This is a genomic window from Amycolatopsis sp. La24 (assembly GCF_029087445.1).
Taxonomy (GTDB): Bacteria; Actinomycetota; Actinomycetes; order Mycobacteriales; family Pseudonocardiaceae; genus Amycolatopsis; species Amycolatopsis nivea.
The window spans coordinates 1-18,529 of the sequence record NZ_JARACH010000051.1; the positions used below are offsets into that span (position 1 = coordinate 1).

The 18,529-nt window shown below is 67.8% G+C and carries 14 protein-coding genes, 2 tRNA genes and 1 pseudogene; 8 read left to right on the forward strand and 9 right to left on the reverse strand.

The genetic code is table 11. The features are described from left to right. Positions 1 to 49: 49 nt before the first annotated feature. Genes PUT80_RS34215 through PUT80_RS34235 form a run of 5 tightly spaced genes read right to left on the reverse strand, consistent with a single transcriptional unit; the run spans position 50 to position 6,423 of the window. The gene (locus PUT80_RS34215) at positions 50 to 1,876 is read right to left on the reverse strand and encodes a DUF87 domain-containing protein (protein WP_275294610.1); all 1,827 of its coding nucleotides are present in this window, start codon (positions 1,874 to 1,876) and stop codon (positions 50 to 52) included. Continuing rightward, positions 1,873 to 3,048: a PrgI family protein gene (locus tag PUT80_RS34220; RefSeq protein WP_275294611.1), complete on the reverse strand. Its 1,176-nt coding sequence runs from the start codon at positions 3,046 to 3,048 to the stop codon at positions 1,873 to 1,875. The genes PUT80_RS34215 and PUT80_RS34220 overlap by 4 nt, the downstream gene beginning before the upstream one ends. Beyond that, complete coding sequence (locus PUT80_RS34225) at positions 3,045 to 4,970, reverse strand: hypothetical protein (protein ID WP_275294612.1); 1,926 nt, start codon at positions 4,968 to 4,970, stop codon at positions 3,045 to 3,047. Before PUT80_RS34225 ends, PUT80_RS34220 begins: the two co-directional genes overlap by 4 nt. Next, entirely contained in the window at positions 4,967 to 5,455 is a 489-nt protein-coding gene (locus tag PUT80_RS34230) for a pilin (RefSeq protein WP_275294613.1), read from the reverse strand. Before PUT80_RS34230 ends, PUT80_RS34225 begins: the two co-directional genes overlap by 4 nt. Next, positions 5,446 to 6,423: a hypothetical protein gene (locus tag PUT80_RS34235; RefSeq protein ID WP_275294614.1), complete on the reverse strand. Its 978-nt coding sequence runs from the start codon at positions 6,421 to 6,423 to the stop codon at positions 5,446 to 5,448. Before PUT80_RS34235 ends, PUT80_RS34230 begins: the two co-directional genes overlap by 10 nt. A gap of 590 nt (positions 6,424 to 7,013) precedes the next feature. Between PUT80_RS34235 and PUT80_RS34240 the strand changes: the two genes are divergently transcribed. The 6 genes from PUT80_RS34240 (at position 7,014) to PUT80_RS34265 (ending at position 12,024) form a co-directional block, all read left to right on the forward strand. Then, the gene (locus tag PUT80_RS34240) at positions 7,014 to 7,790 is read left to right on the forward strand and encodes a hypothetical protein (protein ID WP_275294615.1); all 777 of its coding nucleotides are present in this window, start codon (positions 7,014 to 7,016) and stop codon (positions 7,788 to 7,790) included. Continuing rightward, positions 7,787 to 8,683, forward strand: coding sequence for a DNA methyltransferase (locus PUT80_RS34245; RefSeq protein WP_275294616.1), 897 nt, complete (start codon positions 7,787 to 7,789; stop codon positions 8,681 to 8,683). Before PUT80_RS34240 ends, PUT80_RS34245 begins: the two co-directional genes overlap by 4 nt. Before the next feature lie 83 nt (positions 8,684 to 8,766). Then, a complete protein-coding gene (locus tag PUT80_RS34250) occupies positions 8,767 to 9,963 on the forward strand; it encodes a site-specific DNA-methyltransferase (RefSeq protein WP_275294617.1) in 1,197 nt (398 codons plus the stop codon). Beyond that, positions 9,960 to 10,892 (forward strand): site-specific DNA-methyltransferase, encoded by a 933-nt coding sequence (locus PUT80_RS34255; RefSeq protein WP_275294618.1) that lies wholly within the window; start codon positions 9,960 to 9,962, stop codon positions 10,890 to 10,892. Before PUT80_RS34250 ends, PUT80_RS34255 begins: the two co-directional genes overlap by 4 nt. Further along, positions 10,889 to 11,824, forward strand: a complete 936-nt coding sequence (locus PUT80_RS34260) for a site-specific DNA-methyltransferase (RefSeq protein WP_275294619.1) — start codon at positions 10,889 to 10,891, stop codon at positions 11,822 to 11,824. Before PUT80_RS34255 ends, PUT80_RS34260 begins: the two co-directional genes overlap by 4 nt. Then, positions 11,821 to 12,024: a helix-turn-helix domain-containing protein gene (locus PUT80_RS34265; protein WP_275294620.1), complete on the forward strand. Its 204-nt coding sequence runs from the start codon at positions 11,821 to 11,823 to the stop codon at positions 12,022 to 12,024. The genes PUT80_RS34260 and PUT80_RS34265 overlap by 4 nt, the downstream gene beginning before the upstream one ends. 1,688 nt (positions 12,025 to 13,712) lie before the next feature. Here the strand turns inward: PUT80_RS34265 and PUT80_RS34270 are convergent. The 3 genes from PUT80_RS34270 to orn all read right to left on the reverse strand — a co-directional run bounded on the left by PUT80_RS34270 (position 13,713) and on the right by orn (position 14,826). Further along, positions 13,713 to 13,785 (reverse strand) — tRNA-Lys (locus tag PUT80_RS34270). A gap of 285 nt (positions 13,786 to 14,070) precedes the next feature. After that, a tRNA-His gene (locus PUT80_RS34275) sits at positions 14,071 to 14,143 on the reverse strand. Positions 14,144 to 14,217: 74 nt separating this feature from the next. Continuing rightward, positions 14,218 to 14,826: an oligoribonuclease gene (gene orn / locus PUT80_RS34280; protein ID WP_037817745.1), complete on the reverse strand. Its 609-nt coding sequence runs from the start codon at positions 14,824 to 14,826 to the stop codon at positions 14,218 to 14,220. A 118-nt stretch (positions 14,827 to 14,944) separates the two neighbouring features. Here orn and PUT80_RS34285 point away from each other — a divergent pair, with 118 nt between their 5' ends. Next, positions 14,945 to 16,483, forward strand: a complete 1,539-nt coding sequence (locus PUT80_RS34285) for a helicase HerA-like domain-containing protein (RefSeq protein WP_275294621.1) — start codon at positions 14,945 to 14,947, stop codon at positions 16,481 to 16,483. Positions 16,484 to 16,556: 73 nt separating this feature from the next. Beyond that, a complete protein-coding gene (locus PUT80_RS34290) occupies positions 16,557 to 16,940 on the forward strand; it encodes a DUF3224 domain-containing protein (protein WP_043839052.1) in 384 nt (127 codons plus the stop codon). Between the two features lie 119 nt (positions 16,941 to 17,059). Here the strand turns inward: PUT80_RS34290 and PUT80_RS34295 are convergent. Next, a pseudogene (locus tag PUT80_RS34295) lies at positions 17,060 to 17,896 on the reverse strand (trypsin-like peptidase domain-containing protein); the annotation flags it as partial. Between the last annotated feature and the right edge of the window lie 633 nt (positions 17,897 to 18,529).

Consider the following 18,529-nt stretch of genomic DNA (forward strand, 5'->3'; position numbering starts at 1 on the left):
GAACAATCCACAAAGGAATGACGATTCCATAGTTCCCCAACTCCGGGATTCAGCTATCATCGTCAAGCACCAAATACCCAGAGTTCCGCTCAGATTCGGGTAAAGTTGCGAGGAACTCTGGGGAAGTCGTGACCAGCTGGTGCTCAACCGGTGATGCGATGGACTGAAACGCAACTCGTTGCATGCCGGTGCTGAGCAGGCCCTGACCGCGGTCGGCCGAGAGCAGGTATTGCCGTTCGCCCATGGACAGGTCGAAGGCGCGCGTGATCTCGTCAATCGCTTGCGGGGCTTGCCGGAGTAGGATCTGCGTCGCCGCGTTGGCGACGATCGCTTTGCCGACATCCGAGCCGAGCAGATCTGCGGTGTCCTGTGTCGAGATGCCCAGCCCGGCCCAGTGCTTCCGGGAGGCTTTGGCCATGCGGAACAGAAACTCGGCACCAGCAGGGATTTTCATCAGGAGCCAGGCCTCGTCGACCTCGACCAGTCGAGGTTTGCGAATGGCCGGGTTGGACACCTGCCGCCAGATCGTGTCGAGGGTCAGCAGGGTGCCGACGGGTTTGAGTTCGTCCGACAGGTCTCGCAGGGAGTGCACGACCAGGTGTCCTTCGGGGCGCGTCGTCGTGGGACCGGAGAACAGGCCGGAGAACGCGCCGGTGACGTACGGGCGCAGCTGCGCGGCGAGTTCAGTGCCAGCTTGCTCGTCGTCCTCAGCGAGGACGTCGGTGAGGTCGGTCAGCAGCGGTGCCGGGCGGGTCCAGGTCCGGGGATCGGAGGTGATGCTTGCGCGCTGGTAAGTCGTGGTGATCGCCCGGTCGAGCACCGCGCGTTCGGCTCCGGTCAGTTCCGTGCCGAGCAGGACCGCGACGACGGTGTGCAGGAAAAGGGATCGGCGGATCAGTGCGTCTCGGGGCGCGGTGCGACGTCCGTCGGGCCGGGTGTGGATGGGCAGGTCCATGGGGTTGACACGGACCTGTTCCGCACCGAGGCGGACGTAGGAGCCGCCGACTGCGGCGGACAGGCGGGCGTATTCGTCTTCGGGGTCGATGACGTGGATCTCGGTCCCGCGGTAGAGCGAGCGAAGTATTTGCAGTTTGGCCAGGTAGCTCTTGCCTGCCCCGGAGCGGCCGAGGGTCACGCTGTTGTGGTTGTCGAGCGCGAATCGGTCGTGGTGCACGAGGCCTTGGCTGCCGACGTTGAAGCCGTACAGGACTCCGCTCGGCGCTCCGACCGACGTGGGGTCGGGCGGGGGCAGGTCCGGGCTGGTGAACGGGAACGCGGCGCTGAGCGCGGACGTGTCGAAGGTGCGGCGCATGCCGACGAGGTCGAGGCCCATGGGCAGGCTGGTGATCCAGCCTTGCAGGCTGCGGTAGGTGGTCGGTTTGCAGTCCAGCAGCAGTGACGCAGCGAGCGATCGGATCGCGGCGACTTCGTCGGCGAGTGCCTCTTCGGTGGAGGCGTGCACGGTCAGGTAAAGGCCGAGCCGGTAGAGCTTGCCTTCACCGCGGGCGACTCGGGAAGACAGGTCGTAGGCGTCTTCGGTGGCGGCTTCGACGGATGGGTCGGTCAACCGGCCTTTCTCACTCGAATGCTGTCGCCCGGATTCCAGTTTGGACAGCTGCTTCTTCAGCCTTGCGGCTGCGGTCACCGGGTCGATCGGCTCGATGTGCAGCGAGACGTCGATGCGTCCTGGGTAGGTGAGCAGCGGTTGGAGCCATCCGTTGTGGACTTCTCGCGGGTAGCCCGCGACGGCGAACGAGGAGACCCATTCGCCGCCGACTTCCAACGCCCGCGGACGGACGGAGATGGCGTCCGGGGTGAACGCGCCGGCCCGCCCGAGCGGTGCGGCGGTGGTTCGGTTCCTGCGGTTGGACTTCACGGCCGGAACCTCCGCTCCGAGTTGTGGTTGTCGGGTTCGTGGCCCCAGTCGTCGCCGAGGTCGTCGCCGTCGGGCACCGGCTGTCCGAATGCGGTGTTGTCCCAGCTGTCGTCCGGGGCGGTCGTGATGACTTCGTCGGATCCGGCCAAGTCGGCACCCGGCGAGATCAGTGAGTCCGGGTTGCAAGCGGCGGACAGCACCGCGGTCGCCTGTCCGGCACTCAGCGGAACAACGGTGATTCCCGCTGGGGAAAGAAGTTCGGCGGCTTCGCCGAGCCGACGCGCCAGCCGCGTCTCGGCAGCGTTGCGCGCGGCGTCGTCGACGAGGCTGGCGTTCTTGGCCGCTTTGCGTTTCGCAGCCAGAGTGGCCAGCGGGGAAGCGCCGCCGAGGCCGTCGGCTGTGCTGGGAAGCACGGGCTCGCGCAGGACCAGAAGGATCTGGCGGCGCAGTAGGTCCGTCGCGCGGCTGAGCTGGTCGAGGTACTCGGCGTGCTCACGCGCGGCTTGTTCGAGTGCAGGGTGCGGAAGTCCAGCAGCTTGGTCGCGCAGCTCTGCGATTTGCCCGGACAGGTCCAGCCTTTCTGCACGGACGAGCACCTGCACGGGTGCGGTGAGCGAATGCAGATAGCGGCCGAAACAGGCGACCAGAGACTCCTGTTCGGCGGGCGTCCGCAGACCGAAGTTGACGGTGGACGCGACCGCGACGACCGCGAGGCCGTCCTTGCCGAGGTCGATGACTCCGGTGTCGGTGACCGCATCGGCCGGCAGCCGCAGCGGTGCCGGCGACACCGCGGCACGGGCACTGCGGTTTCGTCGTGAAGGTTGGCCGTCGGCGGTGTCGACGCGGTTAGCCAGCCATTCCGGTGCCGGGCGGATGCCTTCCGGCGCGGCGACGCGGTGCTGTGGGCTCATCCGCTGGCGCAGCGCGGCCAGAACCAGCCGGTCGAGGCTGATGCCGTCGCGCTGCCCGAGCGCGAGGATCGTGCCAGTGGCTCCGACCGGGATCGCGAAGATCAGGAACACCGGCAGCGGTACCAAAGCGCGAGTGATCGTGTAAGCCCCGTACAGCATGAGGCCGGTGACGGCGAGGATGGCCAGCTGCCGTGCCGTCAGCGGTCCGATGATGCGGTCCTCGCGGTCGACGTCGGCCGGTATCCGGACTGGTTGGCTCATGACTGGTCACCTCCAGGGGCGGGCATTGGCGCGCGGAACACCGCGGGCGGTACCGAGGGCGTGCGGCGGTAGGCGTCCCCGATACGAGATTCGGGTTGCGCTTGTTGAAACTTCGGTGCCGCGGGGGCCGCGGTTGGTTTCGGCGGCACCGGCGATTGCGGGGGAGCCGTTGCCGCGGGCTGGAACTTCAGCTTCGGAGGTACTGCGGCTGTGCGAATTGGTCTGCTCGGAGGCGGTGCCGGGGAGCTGGGGCGTACCGCAGCGGAGCGGAATTCGGGCGCACCGGGCTTCTGAGTCGGACGAGCCGGTGGAGTCGCAGGGGCAGATACGGAACTGAACTTGGGCTTCGCGGTCCCTTGCTTTCGAGGGGTAACCGCAGGATCGTGCGTGGTTTCTTGCGGCGAGGGCTGGATGAACTGGGGCGCTTGCGAGGGCGTCCGTGGTCGGCGAGCGGCACGTTGGCGTTCCGCGTCGTATGCGGTCTTGAGCCGTTCGCCGGGAGTGCTGGGTTTCGGCGCGGGCCGAGATGATGGGGTCGGGTTGCTGCTGCGACTGGCGGTGCCGGTTTTGATGGCCGCTTTTTGAGGCGTGCGCGTTTTGCCCATGACCATGCCGAAGGTCTTGGCCATGACGTACGCGCGGATGAGGCTGCCGAGCAACGAGCGGCCGGAGCCCAGCTTGGTGGCCGACATGAACCAGAACGGGATTCTGAACAGCACGAAGAACAGTGCGATGCCCGCCAGCAACATCCCGAGCGCCGAGAGCGTCGAGCCGAACAGGTGCACGCCGCTGGACAGGACGGTCCGGACTGTGGTGATCAGCACGAGCGCCTGGGCGACTTGGATGCTGACCGCGGCGGTGGTCGCCTTCCACCACCAGTTGGCCAGCGGATCGGTGATCGGCAGGATGTGGCACATCAGGAACAGCGGTCCGGCGACGATCAGGACCAGGGTGATGACGACCCGCACGGCGTATACGACCAGAAGCGCGACGCCGACCACGACCAGCGCTATCGCGATGAGGATCATGAACAGCCCGCCGGACTGGGCGTTGTGGAATGCCTCCGACATGGTGTCGCCCACGGAGGGAGGGCTTACGTCTCCTCCGAGCACGCCCAGGGTCAGGCCGTTGGCCAGCCGGATGATCTTGTCGACGATGAACAGCGACAGTGCGGAGGCAGCGAACGCGACCGGGATGCGCGGAGCGATCTCTTTGAGCGAGTAGCGGGACTGCAGCGTCTCGTGGCTCATCACGATGATGCCGGCGGCGAGCACGAACAGGCCGTAGGCGGCGACCGCGATGTTCCACGAGTTGTTCCACAGGTCGGTGATTCCGGGAAGATCGCTGATGGTGGGCGTGGAGAGTGCGCTGTGCCCGATGAGGTCCAGAATCGGCGACAATGCGGAGTTGACGACTTCGACGAACACGGAATTGATCGCGTCGGTGATGCACGCGCCGATGTCGGTGAGTCCGCAGTTCGAGTCGTTGCCGTTGTTGCCTTTGCCCGGCGAGTGCGTTCCGCTCGCGGGCGGGGTCGGCGTCGGCTGCGGGATGCAGTCTTCGCCCGAGCAGGGTGCGGTCGTCGTCGGACCGAGTGAGGCGCAGCTGAGTTGGCCGGGGAAGGTGCACGTCGTCGGCGGAGGCACTTCGGTCGGGATAGGCAGGGGCGTCGTCGGTGGCTTCGGCGTCGTGGTGGTCGGCTTGGGCAGGTTGCATTCCGGCAGCGGGGAGCTCGGCGCGCACGATTCGTTGGTCGGTATCGGAAGCGGAGGCGGGGCTTGCTGCGGGGCCGCTCCGGCACCGGTCGCGAGGACCGCGATGAGGAATACGACGACGCCTGCCAGCAGCCCGACCGCGTACCAGCGCCGCCTGCGGCCGGGCTGACGACGCGGGCGAACCGGAGGAGAGGTGCCTGCAGTCATTGCGCACCCACGAACCCTTTGAGGATTTCGAGGATCAGCGGCACCAGCAGCGCCAAGCAGTAGCCGAATGCGGCGGCCTTGACCGCGGCCTTGGCCTTAGCGATCTCGGACGGCTCGTTGTTTCCCCACATGTAGCGGGATGCGCCGATGGTCATGAACAACGTGGCCAGGCCCGCCAGGATCCCCATGACCCACTTCTGGATGTTGCTCAGGATGTCGGTGAACGAAGTGGCCAGGGCAACGACCACGGTGTCGGCGTGCGCCGTCGACGCCGACAGCACCAGCGCGACACCGACAATCTCGGCGACCAACACCGCCCGGGCCTGCCACAGAAGACGCGGTGCCCACCGTCGGCCGCCGGCAGTGATCTGATCTTTCGGCGGCGGGCCGGGCAGTCGTGCAAGGTCTCGATCCCCAAGGCTGCAGCCAGCGTGGGCACTGCGCAGCGCGGTGACTTTGCCCTGGACGTAGTCGATCAGGCGCATGGCGGCACCTCCGAGGAACGGGCTGAGCGCGGGTGTGTCCCGCAGCCCTGAACTCCGGAATCCGCATCCGGTTTGGACACGTGGCTTTGCTGCGTCCGTCCGGGAACGGCGTCCTCAGCAGTCGCGGAGCGCGCCGCGGCTGACCCGGTTCGGGTCGGACTCACGTTGCTGGCCAGCGCGACCGCGGCGGCCACTTCATCGGTCAGTGGATCCGCCGGATCGGCTTCGGCGACGCGGTCGCGCAGGTACTCGGCGAGCCGAACCTCTGCGCGTCTGCGCGACTTGTAGACCGCCCATTCGCTAGCTCGGTGCTGTGCGGCCCAGTCGGCAACCGGCATCCGCTCCAGCCGGGTCGCGCCGATGAGCGCGGCCTCGGTCCGGGTCAGGACCCCATCCGCGACAGCGCGGGCGAGAACGAGATCCGGGTGGCCCCACGGCGGGTGCGGCGGCGTGGACCGGAAGCCGGGAGCGACGGGAGTCGGACCGGCCAAGGCTTCGGCGAGCGCGTTGTAGCCGGACCGGTAAGCAGCCCATCGCAACCTCAACATGATCCGCGGCCGACGCAGATCGATGGTCGGCAACTCGCTCAGGAAGCCGCGCAGGACTTCGGCGTGGATGTCGGCCGGATCGCCGGCGAAGCGCGCGGACAAGGTCGCCGCGACCGACGTCAGTGCGGGCAGCGCGACGCCCACCGCGGCGACCGTCCAGGTCGCTCCCTCGACGCGGGAGCGCAGCACGAGATGCGCCCACACCGCGTCCCTCGTGGCTTGCGGACAACGGCGCGCAAGCAGTCGGTCGCGGACCTCGTCCAGCGGGATGCGCCGGTCCGGCAAACCCGGGAACGCCCGGCCGTTCAGCGATACCGGTTCCGGGCCGGTCACCAGCCAGGCGAACGCGTCCCGTGCGATATCCAACGAGTTCGGTACACGCTCGTCCCCGCGGCGAAGAAAAGCGGGTCGATCGGTCATGTCATCGCTCCTGTTGCCTCGATGTGAAAACAGCGAAGCCAGGAAACAGCGACCAATACTATGTATTTGCTCCGTCAATGCTAGAGAGCAACTAATGGTTCGAGCGGCAATCCTGCGCGTTGTGAAGCGTGTGCAATATGGCTGGCCACCTGCGGTTTTAGCGGTGGATTAGCCTAGATTTAGGCAACAGGAGCGACTGGCTGGCAGTGAGCGGATACTGTCAAGATGAAAATTCCAAAGCCGGGTGGATTCTATGGATGGCCCGTCGGCCGCCTAGGGCTTTCGACCCTGACTTCGGTGGAGTATTCGCCGCGCGAAAAGGCTTAGGGAAATTCGTTCGAGTGTGTCCAAAACAGGGTTCGAATCCGGAGTTCAGCGGTGTCAGGTCCAGGCAGGAACCAGGCGCGGAGGAGACACCGATGACATCGGCACACGACACCAGTTCGCCGCGAGACATCTCGCAGGAGCATCGCCCCGCTGGCTCGATCCCGCATCCGCAGCGACACCGGACGCCACGTCCGCGGGCGCGCCGCCGCACTCGCCCGGTACGGCCGAGCACTGTGTGGCCCTGTGCACAGGACCAACTGTGCGTGGGCACCGGCCTGCTGGCGGACTGGCTGCTGTCCGCCGTCGTCAAAATCGTCACGGCGTACACGCGGCCCGGCCAGCGAGTGCTCCTGCTTGATCCCGTACTCTGCTTCGCCTCATCGGTGTCGACCTCGTACACCGGTAGCCGCAATCGCTCCCAGCCCGGTCCGTACTCGGGACCACACGAAGCAGCGTGGACCGTGGTCCGACTCGGCCGCGGGGTACAGACGCTTACCGCGTTCGCACCACCCGGCGCGGCCGACGAACATTCCGACGGGCCTTCTGCCCGCCGGTCCGAGTCCGGATCCGGACTCGACATCACCCGCCCGGCCGCCGTCCGGTCTGCCGGTCCTGCCATCTCGGACCGTCCCGGGCTGGTCCTCCCGGAAACCGGTAGCAACCCGGATCGCTACGACCTCATCATCGGCGTGGTCGAACCACGGGCCGCTGGATGGTTCCGCCCAACCGACTGGGCCGATTTGCTCACTCAGAACGGCGTGCTCGCCGTCGTCACACCCAGCCGCCGGATGTCCGGCGTGTTCGCCGACCCCGCCGGCCCGCTGGTGCGCGCTGCGCACCGAACAGGGCTGCACTACCTCGACCGCATCGCCCTTCTGCGGGTGCACGTTCACCCCAGCACAACTGCGACACCGAACACGCTGCCCAGGGACGTCGAACGCCCGCCTGCGCAGCACGCTCTGGCACACGACGACCTGTTCGTGTTCACCCGTCAGAAGCCCCGGACCCCTGCGGCCGACCAGGACGGAGACCTCCGATGAATGATCGCTCCTCCTCGCCGATCCCACCGGGTCTGTCGGTGTGGCCGACCGGCCAACGGGGCCCACTCGCGCAACTTCGCGACACCGGATGCGAGCCCAACACCGAAACTGACTCCGAGCGGATTCCGCCCGCCATCGCCGCACACGTGATCGCCGCCTTCTCCCGCCGCGGGGACCTCGTCGTCGACCCTGACTGCGGCGCGGGCACCGTGGTCGTTGCGGCGTTGCGCGCCGGCCGACACGCGCTGGGACTGACCTCTCGCAGTCGTTGGTGGAAGCTCGCCCGCGCGAACGTCACGGCCGCCAAGGCAGCTGGTGCGCCGTGCGAGGGCTCAGTCGTCGACGCGCGCCCGACAATGCTCGGAACCGTTCGGGCCGCAGGACTGATCGGGCAGGCCGGACTCGTCGTGACGACACTGCGGACCTCGACGCCCGGTCCCGATCGCGACCCGGTCGAGTCCTCCGTCGCCGACGTGGCCCAGACCTTGCATTACTGCGAGTCCCTGTTGCGCCCCGGCGGACGCGTCGTCGTCCTCGCCCGGCCGCGCCGCCACCCGAACGGTGCGCTGGCCGACCTGACTACTCCGATCGTTGCCGCTGCGACCGCGGCGAGGCTTGAACCGATCGAGCGTTGCATCGCGCTCACCGCCGAACTCCGCGGCAACAGACTGCTCACGCATGCGTCGCTCGGGCAACGCCGCGCTGCTGCCCGAGCGGACGTTGCCGGAGCACCGGCTGCCCTTCACGCGCACATCGAGGCGCTTGTGTTCGGAATTCCCGACGAGAGCGCAAGCGCAGCTCCGGCGGTGGCCGTCGCCGCGCGCCCGCAGGAACACCGGGTTCTGCGGTCCGCCATTGGCGTCGGCGATTCCGGCCGACTGCGAGCAGCATGACCGCGCGCACGCGGCGCTCTCTCGCCCGCCGTTCCCCTACCCCGGAACCGACGACTTCGCCGAGCATGAGACAGGACGACGCCATGACCCGCTGCCCCGACAGCACCGTGCACTACCACGACGAGACGGTCACGCTCTACACCGGCGACGCCGCGGCCACGCTTGCCGATCTAGCGGACAACTCGGTGGACTGCGTGGTCACCAGCCCGCCGTACTGGGGACTGCGCGACTACGGCACCGGAACCTGGGTCGGCGGCGATCCCGGCTGCGCGCACCTGGCCAGCACCGGACGCGGCGGCAACGTTCCCCAGTCCAAATACCCGCACCTTGCCTACCCGGAGTCTGCGGCGCACCGAGGTGGCACGACGCAGCGCTGCCGTTGCTGTGGTGCGCAGCGCGAGGACCGCCAGCACGGCCTGGAACCCACTCCGGAGGCGTACGTGGACCGGCTTCAAGCGGTCTTCGCGCAACTGCACCGTGTCCTCGTTGACACCGGCACCGTATGGCTGAACCTGGGCGATTCCTACTCCTCCGAACTGCCCGGCAATGCGGCGTCGGCATCGCCGCGGACGACGGCGCATCACGCTGTTCCGCTGCCGCGGAAGAACTTGGTCGGGATGCCGTGGCGGGTCGCGTTCGCGTTGCAGGCCGACGGATGGATTCTGCGGAACGCGATTGTGTGGCACAAGCCCAATGCCATGCCCGAATCCGTGCGCGACCGGCTCTCGAACCGGTACGAGATGGTGTTCCTGCTGACCAAACAGCAGAAGTACTTTTTCGACCTCGACCCGATCCGCGAACCCCTGGCTCGTCCGGAGGCGGTCAGGGAGGGCCTCGTGATCGGCGGCGCGAACAAGGGCCGCCAGGGCGGGATCGGCGCGACCGCGCGTCGCCGCGGGCACAGCGTCTACGGCAAATACCGCGATACGGCCCCCTTCGCCGGGAAGACGCCGGGGGACGCGATGCGGCCCACCGGGACCGGACACGATGCCGCGCACCGGCGGGGCAAGAACCCCGGGGACGTCTGGTCCATCACCACCCGGCCGCTGCGGGAAGCGCACTTCGCCGCGTTCCCGGTCGACCTGCCGTTGCGCTGCATCGCCGCGGGCTGCCCGGACGGCGGCGTCGTGCTCGACCCGTTCAGCGGTGCCGCCACGACCGGTCTGGCAGCCCGCCAACTCGGCCGTTCCTATGTCGGCATCGACCTCAATCCGCAGTTCCACGACATCGGCCTTCGCCGCCTGGGCCTCAGCCAGCACGACACCGGGAGGGCCGCGTGAGTACCGCTGCTGTGGGCATCCGGGGATCGGATGGTGTCACGCTGGTGACCGCCGACGCGGAGGCCGGGATCCGCAGTTTGCCGGAGAACTCCGTGGACTGTCTGGTCACCAGCCCGCCCTATTGGCGGCTGCGCGACTACGCCCCCGACGTCTGGACCGGCAACCAGCCAGACTGCCGTCACCGGCCGGCCGGTCGCAGCGACGAGGGCCCGGGCCGATGGCGGTGTCGAGATTGCGGGGCCTGCCGCGAGCATCCGCAGATCGGACTGGAGCCGACCGCCGACGACTACATCGCGACCTTGCGTGCGGTCTTCGGCGAGGCTCGGCGTGTGCTCACTCCGCGGGCGACGGTGTGGGTCAACCTGGGCGACAGCTACTCCACCAACTCCGACGGCTACTGGTGCGCCGTTCCCGGCCAAACTGGACAACCGCACTACCGGCCACGAGCGGACGTGCCGCACAAGAACCTGCTCGGTATGCCCTGGCGCTTGGCCTTCGCGCTTCAAGGCGACGGATGGATCCTGCGATCGGCGATCGTCTGGTGCAAACCCCACTCCACACCCACACCGATCCGTGACCGCCTCGCCGCCCGCCATGAGATGATCTTCCTGCTCGTCGCGCAGCCGGATCACCATTTCGACTGCGACTCGATCCGACAGGTGAGCTGTGACCCGGGCGACGTGTGGAGCATCCTTCCCAACCGCGCCCGCATCGGGCATCCTGCCGTTTCGCCGCTGGAGATCCCGTTCCGTTGCGTGGCAGCTGGATGTCCGCCGGGCGGGCACGTGCTCGATCCGTTCAGCGGCAGCGGCACCACTGGCGTCGCGGCCCGTGCGCTCGGTCGGCGCTTCACCGGCATCGACACCAATCCCGCCTATCACGCCTTCGCCTTCCAGCGCATTGCGCGGGCCGAGGGAGGAACAAGATGACCAACGACACCGTGTCGATCGCTCGTCATGTTGACGGCCTTGTCCGAGGTGCACCTGCTGATAGCTGCGAGTTTGCTTGCCTCACAAGGGACAAGCGTGGATTCGGTTCAGTTCGGTTGCTGGTGGGGGACGCGGCGGAGGTCGTGGCGGGGATGTCGCCGGAGTCGGTGGATTGTGTGGTGACGTCGCCGCCGTATTGGGGCCTGCGGGATTACCGTGTCGCGGGCCAGTACGGCGCGGAGTCCAGTGTGGATTCTTACGTTGCGAATCTGGTCGGGGTTTTTCATGAGGTGTCGCGGGTTCTGCGGCCGGGCGGGACGGTGTGGCTGAATCTGGGGGATTGCTTCGGTGGTTCGTGGGGAAATTACGTCGCGCGGGGTTCGGCGGCGCGGACGGCGTCGGTGCGCGCGGCGAGTCGTTACGGGGTGCATCGGCCGCCGCAGTCGGCGTTTCGACGCAAGGATCTGGTGGGCGTGCCGTGGCGGGTGGCGTTGTCGTTGCAGCAACACGGTTGGCTGCTGCGGAACGCGGTGGTGTGGGAGAAGCCGAACGCGCGGCCGGAGAGCGTGCGGGACCGTCTCTCCCAGCGTTACGAGACGGTGTTGCTGTTGGCCCGGTCGCCGGGACACTGGTTTGCTCCGCAGTCAGGGCGGGGGACCGATCATTCGGATATGTGGAGGGTGTCGTCTGGGCGTTCGGGCGCCGGGCATCCTGCTGCCGGAACGCTGGAGATCGCTCGGCGCTGTATTCGTCTCGGCTGTCCTCGTGAGGGAGTGGTACTGGATCCGTTCTGCGGGAGCGGAACGACCGGAGTCGCCGCGCTGGAGCACGAGTGCTCGTTCGTCGGCGTCGACGTGGACCCCGCTTGTCGGGACTTGACGCATCGTCGGTTGGCTGACGCGGTGGCGGGATGGAAGCGATGGAGGTCATGACCGTTGCCGAGGCGGCTGCGTTGCCGGCGGTGGTGGATCTGATGACGGCGGCGCGGGCGTTGCGGATCGGGCGGACGACGGCATACGCGCTGGCACGTGAGGGCGGTTTCCCGTGCCCGGTTGTGCGCGTGGGCGGCGGGTATCGGGTCCCGACTGCGGGGCTGTTGCGGGTGCTCGGGCTGGAAACGCAGACGGGGTAGCCGGGGGTCGGCCTGGTTCGCCGGATCGGGTGATCGTGCTGCAACTCGGGCTTCCCCGAGCGGTGGTCGCGGCGCGAGCATGTCTTCCCCAGCGGTCGGATCCGCTGGTTCCACAAGGCGAGGGGATGGTGTGCGGTGACCGAGGGGTCGGTGTACCGGACGTGCAATTGCCGGGACGAGAACAGGAAACTGCTCGGGAGCGCGTGTCCGAAGCTGACGAATTACAAGCACGGCCAGTGGGGTTTCCGGGTCGAGCTTCCTGCTGATGCGGCGGGGCAGCGGCGTCCGCGACGGCGGCGCGGCTTCGACTCGGCCACGGCGGCACAGGATGAGTTGGAGCATGTGCGCGGGTTGCTGGCGATTGCGGACGAGGACGACGAGGAGCTGCGGCGCGACATCGGCGACGTGATCGCCCTGGCGTTCGCCCAGCGGGAGACGTTTCCGGACATCGACGAGATGCGTCGTCTGGTGCGCGCGGGCGCGGACGTGACTGACGACCCGTTGATGGCCGAGGAGTTCACGGGGTTCCTCGCGGCGAAGAAGCGGAAGGTCTCGCGCAACACGTATCGGTCGTATGAGTCGCATGTGCGGTTGTATCTGGGGCCGCATCTGGGACAGGTGCGGCGGCGGAGGCTGCGGGTGCGGCATCTGGATGCGATGTACGACGCGATCGCTGAGCACAACGAGTTGATCGGGGTGTACCGCGAGAGCGGGGATCCGCGGAAGGTCGCGGCGGTGAAGTGGCAGCGTCCGGTCGGCCCGTCCTCGATCCACCGGATCAATGGGACTTTGAAGACGTGCCTGAACCGCCCGGTCAAGGAGGGCTTGCTGGTGGTGAATGTGGCGTCGTTGGTGGAGTTGCCTGCGGCGGTGCGGTGGACGCCGTTGGTGTGGACGGCGGAGCGGGTGCTGCAGTGGCAGCGCACGGGGCTGATTCCGTGCCCGGTGATGGTGTGGACCCCGGAGCAGACCGGCTGTTTTCTCGATGTCGCGGTCAATCATCCCTTGTATCCGTTGTTTCATCTGATCGCGCATATCGGGTTGCGGCGGGGCGAGGCGTGCGGGTTGCGGCGGTCGGAGATCCGTCTCGCGGCCGGGGAGGTGCGGGTCTCGAATCAGATCGTGCAGTGGGGCTGGGAGACCGGCGAGTCGAAGCCGAAGACGGACGAGTCGGTGAACGCGGTCGCGATCGACCAGGACACCGGCCTGGTGCTCGCCCAGCATCTGGCCGTTCAGGACGCAGATCGGGAACGTCTCGGCTCACAGTGGAAGGAACACGACCTTGCCTTCACCCGGTGGGACGGGAGCCCACTGCACCCGGCGCATGTCACGGACGTGTTCTATGAACTGTCCCGCCAAGCCGGGCTGCCGCCGATCCGGTTGCACGATCTCCGCCATGGCGCGGCGACTTTGGCGTTGGCGGCGGGTGTGGAGATGAAGGTGGTGCAGCGGATGCTGCGGCTCTCCTCGATCACCATCGCCTCCGACACCTACACGTCGGTTCTGCCGCAGGTGTCGTTCGCGGCGGCGGAGGCGACGGCGGCGATCATCCCGCGGCAGTCGGCGCGAAGTCTCGGGCTCGCCTCGGGCTCGCCAACGACCACAATGGACAGTCCAGAACCGGAAGAAAACCTTCCAGAAAACCAAAATCCCCAGGTCGATGAATCACAAGACCTGGGGAATGAGGGTGCGCCATCAGGGACTCGAACCCCGAACCCGCTGGTTAAGAGCCAGCTGCTCTGCCAATTGAGCTAATGGCGCTTGGTGCTTCCCGCCGCTGTGGTTTCCCTCGGCGACGTGGAAAAGATTAGCAGGGCGTTCAGGCCCCGTTTCAGGGGGGTCCCCTTTTCGGCTCGCCGGGACAACAGCCCAGGTCAGCGGCGGTGACCCACCGTGTACCCGGACAGCGTCGGCCGACGCGGCAGCGGGCAGGCCAGAAGGGGGGGACCCCAGTGACCTGCGCGACACCGGCACTCGCCACAGTACCCCGGAAATGACAAAACCCCGGCTTCTCCGAAAAAGATCTCGGTGAAGCCGGGGTGCGCGGGTGGCTAACGGGGCTCGAACCCGCGACCTCCTGGACCACAACCAGGTGCTCTACCAGCTGAGCTATAGCCACCATCTGGCAAAAGATCTCGCGATCACCTTGCTGGAAGCAATCCTAGCGGGTGCCCGCGAGCGCTTTTCAGGGGGTCACCCTCGGTGGCGTTCCAGCACTTCGGCGGCGGCGGCTTTGGCCTCGTCGCTCGTCGGGCCGGGCTGGGGGACGAAGGCGATCGCGCGGTAGTACTCGAGTTCGCCGACGGACTCCTTGATGTCCGCGAGCGCGCGGTGGGCCAGGCCTTTCTCCGGCTTGGCGTAGTAGATCCGCGGGTACCAGCGGCGCACGAGCTCCTTCACTGACGACACGTCGACCATCCGGTAGTGCAGGTGGTTGTCGAGTTCCGGCATGTCGCGGGCGATGAAGCCGCGGTCGGTGGCGATCGAGTTGCCGGCGAGCGGTGCGCTGGCCGGATCCGGCACCCATTCGCGGATGTACTCCAGCACGCGCTGCTCGGCCTCGGCGAGCGTGGTCGTCGAGGCGCGGACTTCTTCGGTGAGGCCGGACTTGGCGTGCATGTCGTGGACGACCTGCGGCATGCCGTCGAGCTTGGCGTCGTCGGCGTGGATGACGATGTCGACGCCCTCGCCCAGCACGTTCAGGTCGGCGTCGGTCACCAGCGCGGCTATTTCGATCAACGCGTCCTTGCCGAGGTCGAGCCCCGTCATCTCGCAGTCGATCCAGACAAGATGGTCGTTCACCCGCACCACCCTAACCCGACACGGGGATATCAGCGGCGTCACCTGGGCTTCCGGCGCGTTACGCTCGGTCAGCCAGTGCAGCGAGGTGTGATTTCGGACTCGGAACGGGGTGCGGCCAGTGGCCGAGCAAGCGTCGGGACCAGCGGCGGAGATCGCGCAGGGATACGTGAGCGACGGGGCGGCCGTCGAGCTGGGCGCGGTGGTGATCGACGGGAAGACGGAGGCGTCGGCCGCGGTCCGGCTGCCGCTGGCGACGCTGAACCGGCACGGCCTGGTCGCGGGCGCGACCGGCACCGGCAAGACCAAGACGCTCCAGCTGATCTCCGAACAGCTGTCGGCGGCCGGGGTTCCGGTCGTGCTGGCCGACGTCAAGGGCGACCTGTCCGGCCTGTCCGCGCCCGGCGAGGCGAGCGATCGCACCGCGAAACGGTCCGCGGAACTGGGCGACGAGTGGGCGCCGGAGGCGGGTCCGGTGCAGTTCTTGTCGCTCGGCACCAGCGGCACCGGCATCCCGGTCCGCGCGACGATCACCAGCTTCGGGCCGGTGCTGCTGTCGAAGGTGCTCGGGCTCAACGAGACGCAGGAATCGACGCTCGGCCTGATTTTCCACTGGGCTGACCAGCGCGGTCTCGCCCTGCTGGACACCAAGGACTTGCGGTCGGTGATCACGCATCTGACCAGCGACGAGGGTAAAGAAGACCTTAAGGGCATCGGCGGGGTGTCCGCGGCGACGGCGGGCGTCATCCTGCGCGCACTGTCCAATCTGGAGGCTCAGGGCGGCGAGGAATTCTTCGGCGAGCCCGAGCTGGACGTCCACGACCTGATGCGCCAGCAGGACGGCAAGGGCGTCATCACCCTGCTGGAACTGGACAATCTGCAGTCCAAACCGGCGCTGTTCTCGACGTTCCTGATGTGGCTGCTGGCCGAGCTGTTCGAGGAACTGCCCGAGGAAGGCGACCTCGACCAGCCGAAGCTGGTGTTCTTCTTCGACGAGGCGCACCTGCTGTTCTCCGACGCGTCGAAGGCTTTCCTCGAGCGGATCGAGCAGACGGTGAAGCTCATCCGGTCGAAGGGCGTTGGCGTGTTCTTCTGCACGCAGCTGCCGACCGACATCCCGAACAACGTGCTGTCCCAGCTCGGCGCGCGAGTGCAGCACGCGTTGCGCGCGTTCACGCCGGACGACCAGAAAGCGTTGGCGCGCACGGTAAAGACCTATCCGAAGTCGCCGCACTACGACCTCGAGACGGCGTTGACGTCGCTGGGGATCGGCGAGGCGATCGTCACCGTGCTGTCCGAACGCGGCGCGCCGACGCCGGTAGCCTGGACGCGGCTGCGCGCCCCGCGGTCGAAGATGGGGTCGATCGGGGCGGACGCGATCCGCGCGGCGGTCGCGTCGTCGGAACTGAACGCGAAGTACGGGGAGACGATCGACCGCGAGTCGGCGTACGAGAAGTTGGCTGCGAAAGCCACGCCAGCCCCGGATTCGGCACCGGCTGCGGAGTCCGAGGCGCCGGCCGCGCCCAAGCCGGAGAAGGACGAGCCGGGGATGATCTCGCAGGTGCTGAGCAACCCGGCGGTGAAGTCGTTCATGCGCTCGGCGGCGAGTTCGCTCGGACGGGAATTCTCGCGCGGGCTGTTCGGCAACCGGCGGCGTTGAGATACCTGACGGGAGATGGCAGGTATCGGCGGTTGACTGTGCGGGATCGAGTTTCCGGCAGAGGAGCAACAGCATGACCAGGACCGCCGTCGCCGCGTTCGAGCTGGACAAATGGGAGCCGCAGGCGCAGGACGAGGCCGGCGGCACGGCGTTCGCGCAGGTGCTGATCGAGAAGACGTTCACCGGGGCGGTCGAAGGGACCAGCCGGGTCGAGATGCTGACGGCGTCGAACGAGACGTCGCGCGCGTATGTCGCCTTCGAGCGGTTCACCGGTTCTGTCGACGGCCGGAAGGGAAGCTTCGTTCTCCGGCACACGGCTGGCGACGAGGGGCTGTCGCTGGTCTTGCTGCCCGGTTCGGGCACGGACGAACTGGTGGGCATCTCCGGATCGGCCGACATCGCCGTCGACGAGGGGAAGCACACGTTCACGCTGGTCTACGAACTGCCGGGCGCGTGAAGAAGCCGCTCTCTCCAGGCCCCGAATTTCCCGGAGAGAGCGGCCAGGTTTCCTCACCGTCCCGAGAGTGAGGAGCGGAGGCGGGCCGCCCCGACCACGGTCCGCCTCCGGAGTTTTGGTCAGCCGTTGACGATCTGGTCGACGATCTTCTTGGCGTCGTTGATCGGGATGGCGAACCCGATTCCGACGCTGCCGGCCGAGGAGTTCGGGCTGTAGAGCGCGGAGTTGATGCCGATCACCTGGCCCTGGCTGTCGACGAGCGCGCCGCCCGAGTTGCCCTGGTTGATCGAGGCGTCGGTCTGGATCGCGGTGTAGCTGGGGCCGGACGTGACGTTCGAGGTCTGCCTCCCGAACGGCGAGTTCTGCTGATCGCCGTCGCCGCCCCCGACGTCGGAAAGCGGCCGGTTGAGCGCGCTGACGATGCCGGTGGTGACGGTGTTCTGCAACCCGCCCGGCGACCCGATCGCGATGACCTGCTGCCCGACCGCGAGCTTGCTCGAATCGCCGAGCGTCGCGGCGGTGAGCCCGCTCGCGCCCTGGGCTTGCAGCACCGCGATGTCGCTCTTGGTGTCCGAACCGACGACCCTGGCCTGGTACTTCTTGCCGTCCGACGTAGTGACCGTGACGGTCTGCGCGCCCTCCACGACGTGCGCGTTGGTGAGGATCCGGCCGTCCGCAGTGAGGATGACGCCCGATCCGATCGCCGTGCCCCGCCCGGTCGTGACGTTCACCTGAACGACGCTGGGCACCACCTTCGCCGCGACGGTGCTTACGTCCCCGGAAGCCGTGGTGTTGCTGATGGTCTGCCCAGTGGCGGCGGTCGACGCGGTGCTCGAGGACGCGCTGGTGCCGCCCGTCAGCCCGACGATCGCCGCACCGGCACCGCCGCCGAGCAGGGCGGCGGCCAGTGCCGTGGCTCCGACGAGCGCCGCCATCCGGCCGGGTCGCTTCCGCGGACCAGCCAGGGCTGCGGGCGGTTGCGCGGGTTGTGGCATTGGGCCGTAGTGCTGAGTGCCGGGTTGCTGCTGTGGGGTGCCGGGTTGGTTGTGCGGCGTGCCGAGCTGGTGCTGCGCGGTGCCGGGTTGAGGCGGTGCGGCGTGCGGGCTCGGCAGAGGCGCGGTGCTCGGCCCAGACTGCGCGGCAGCACCCGGCTGGGGAACCCGGACCGCTCCGGGTCCGGCTGCCTGGGCACCGCTGGGCAGCTGCGCGTTGCTCGGCCCGGCTTGCTGAGCGCTGGAGGCCGTCTCCTGCTCGCCACGCCCTCCGGCTTGCCCGACAGGACCGCCTCCGACCTCCCGCGGACGTCCCTGTCCCGCAACGAACGGACTCGACCCGGCCCGGTACTGGCCGTACTGCTCACTGCTCTGGTGCGGCTGGTGCCCACCGGGTGTAGCGGGGCCAGGCCGGCTCTCGTTCTCGGTCATGAACCCAGACTCGCGCCTGTGCTTATGAGCAGCCTGTGGAAAACCCTCAGGCTTTCCTGAGAAGAATCAGCTGAGAATTCTCAGCCGTTCTCAGGCAGCGCATCCTCGTCCGTGCCGTGCCGTGCCGTGCCGTGCCGTGCCGTGCCGTGCCGTGCCGTGCCGTGC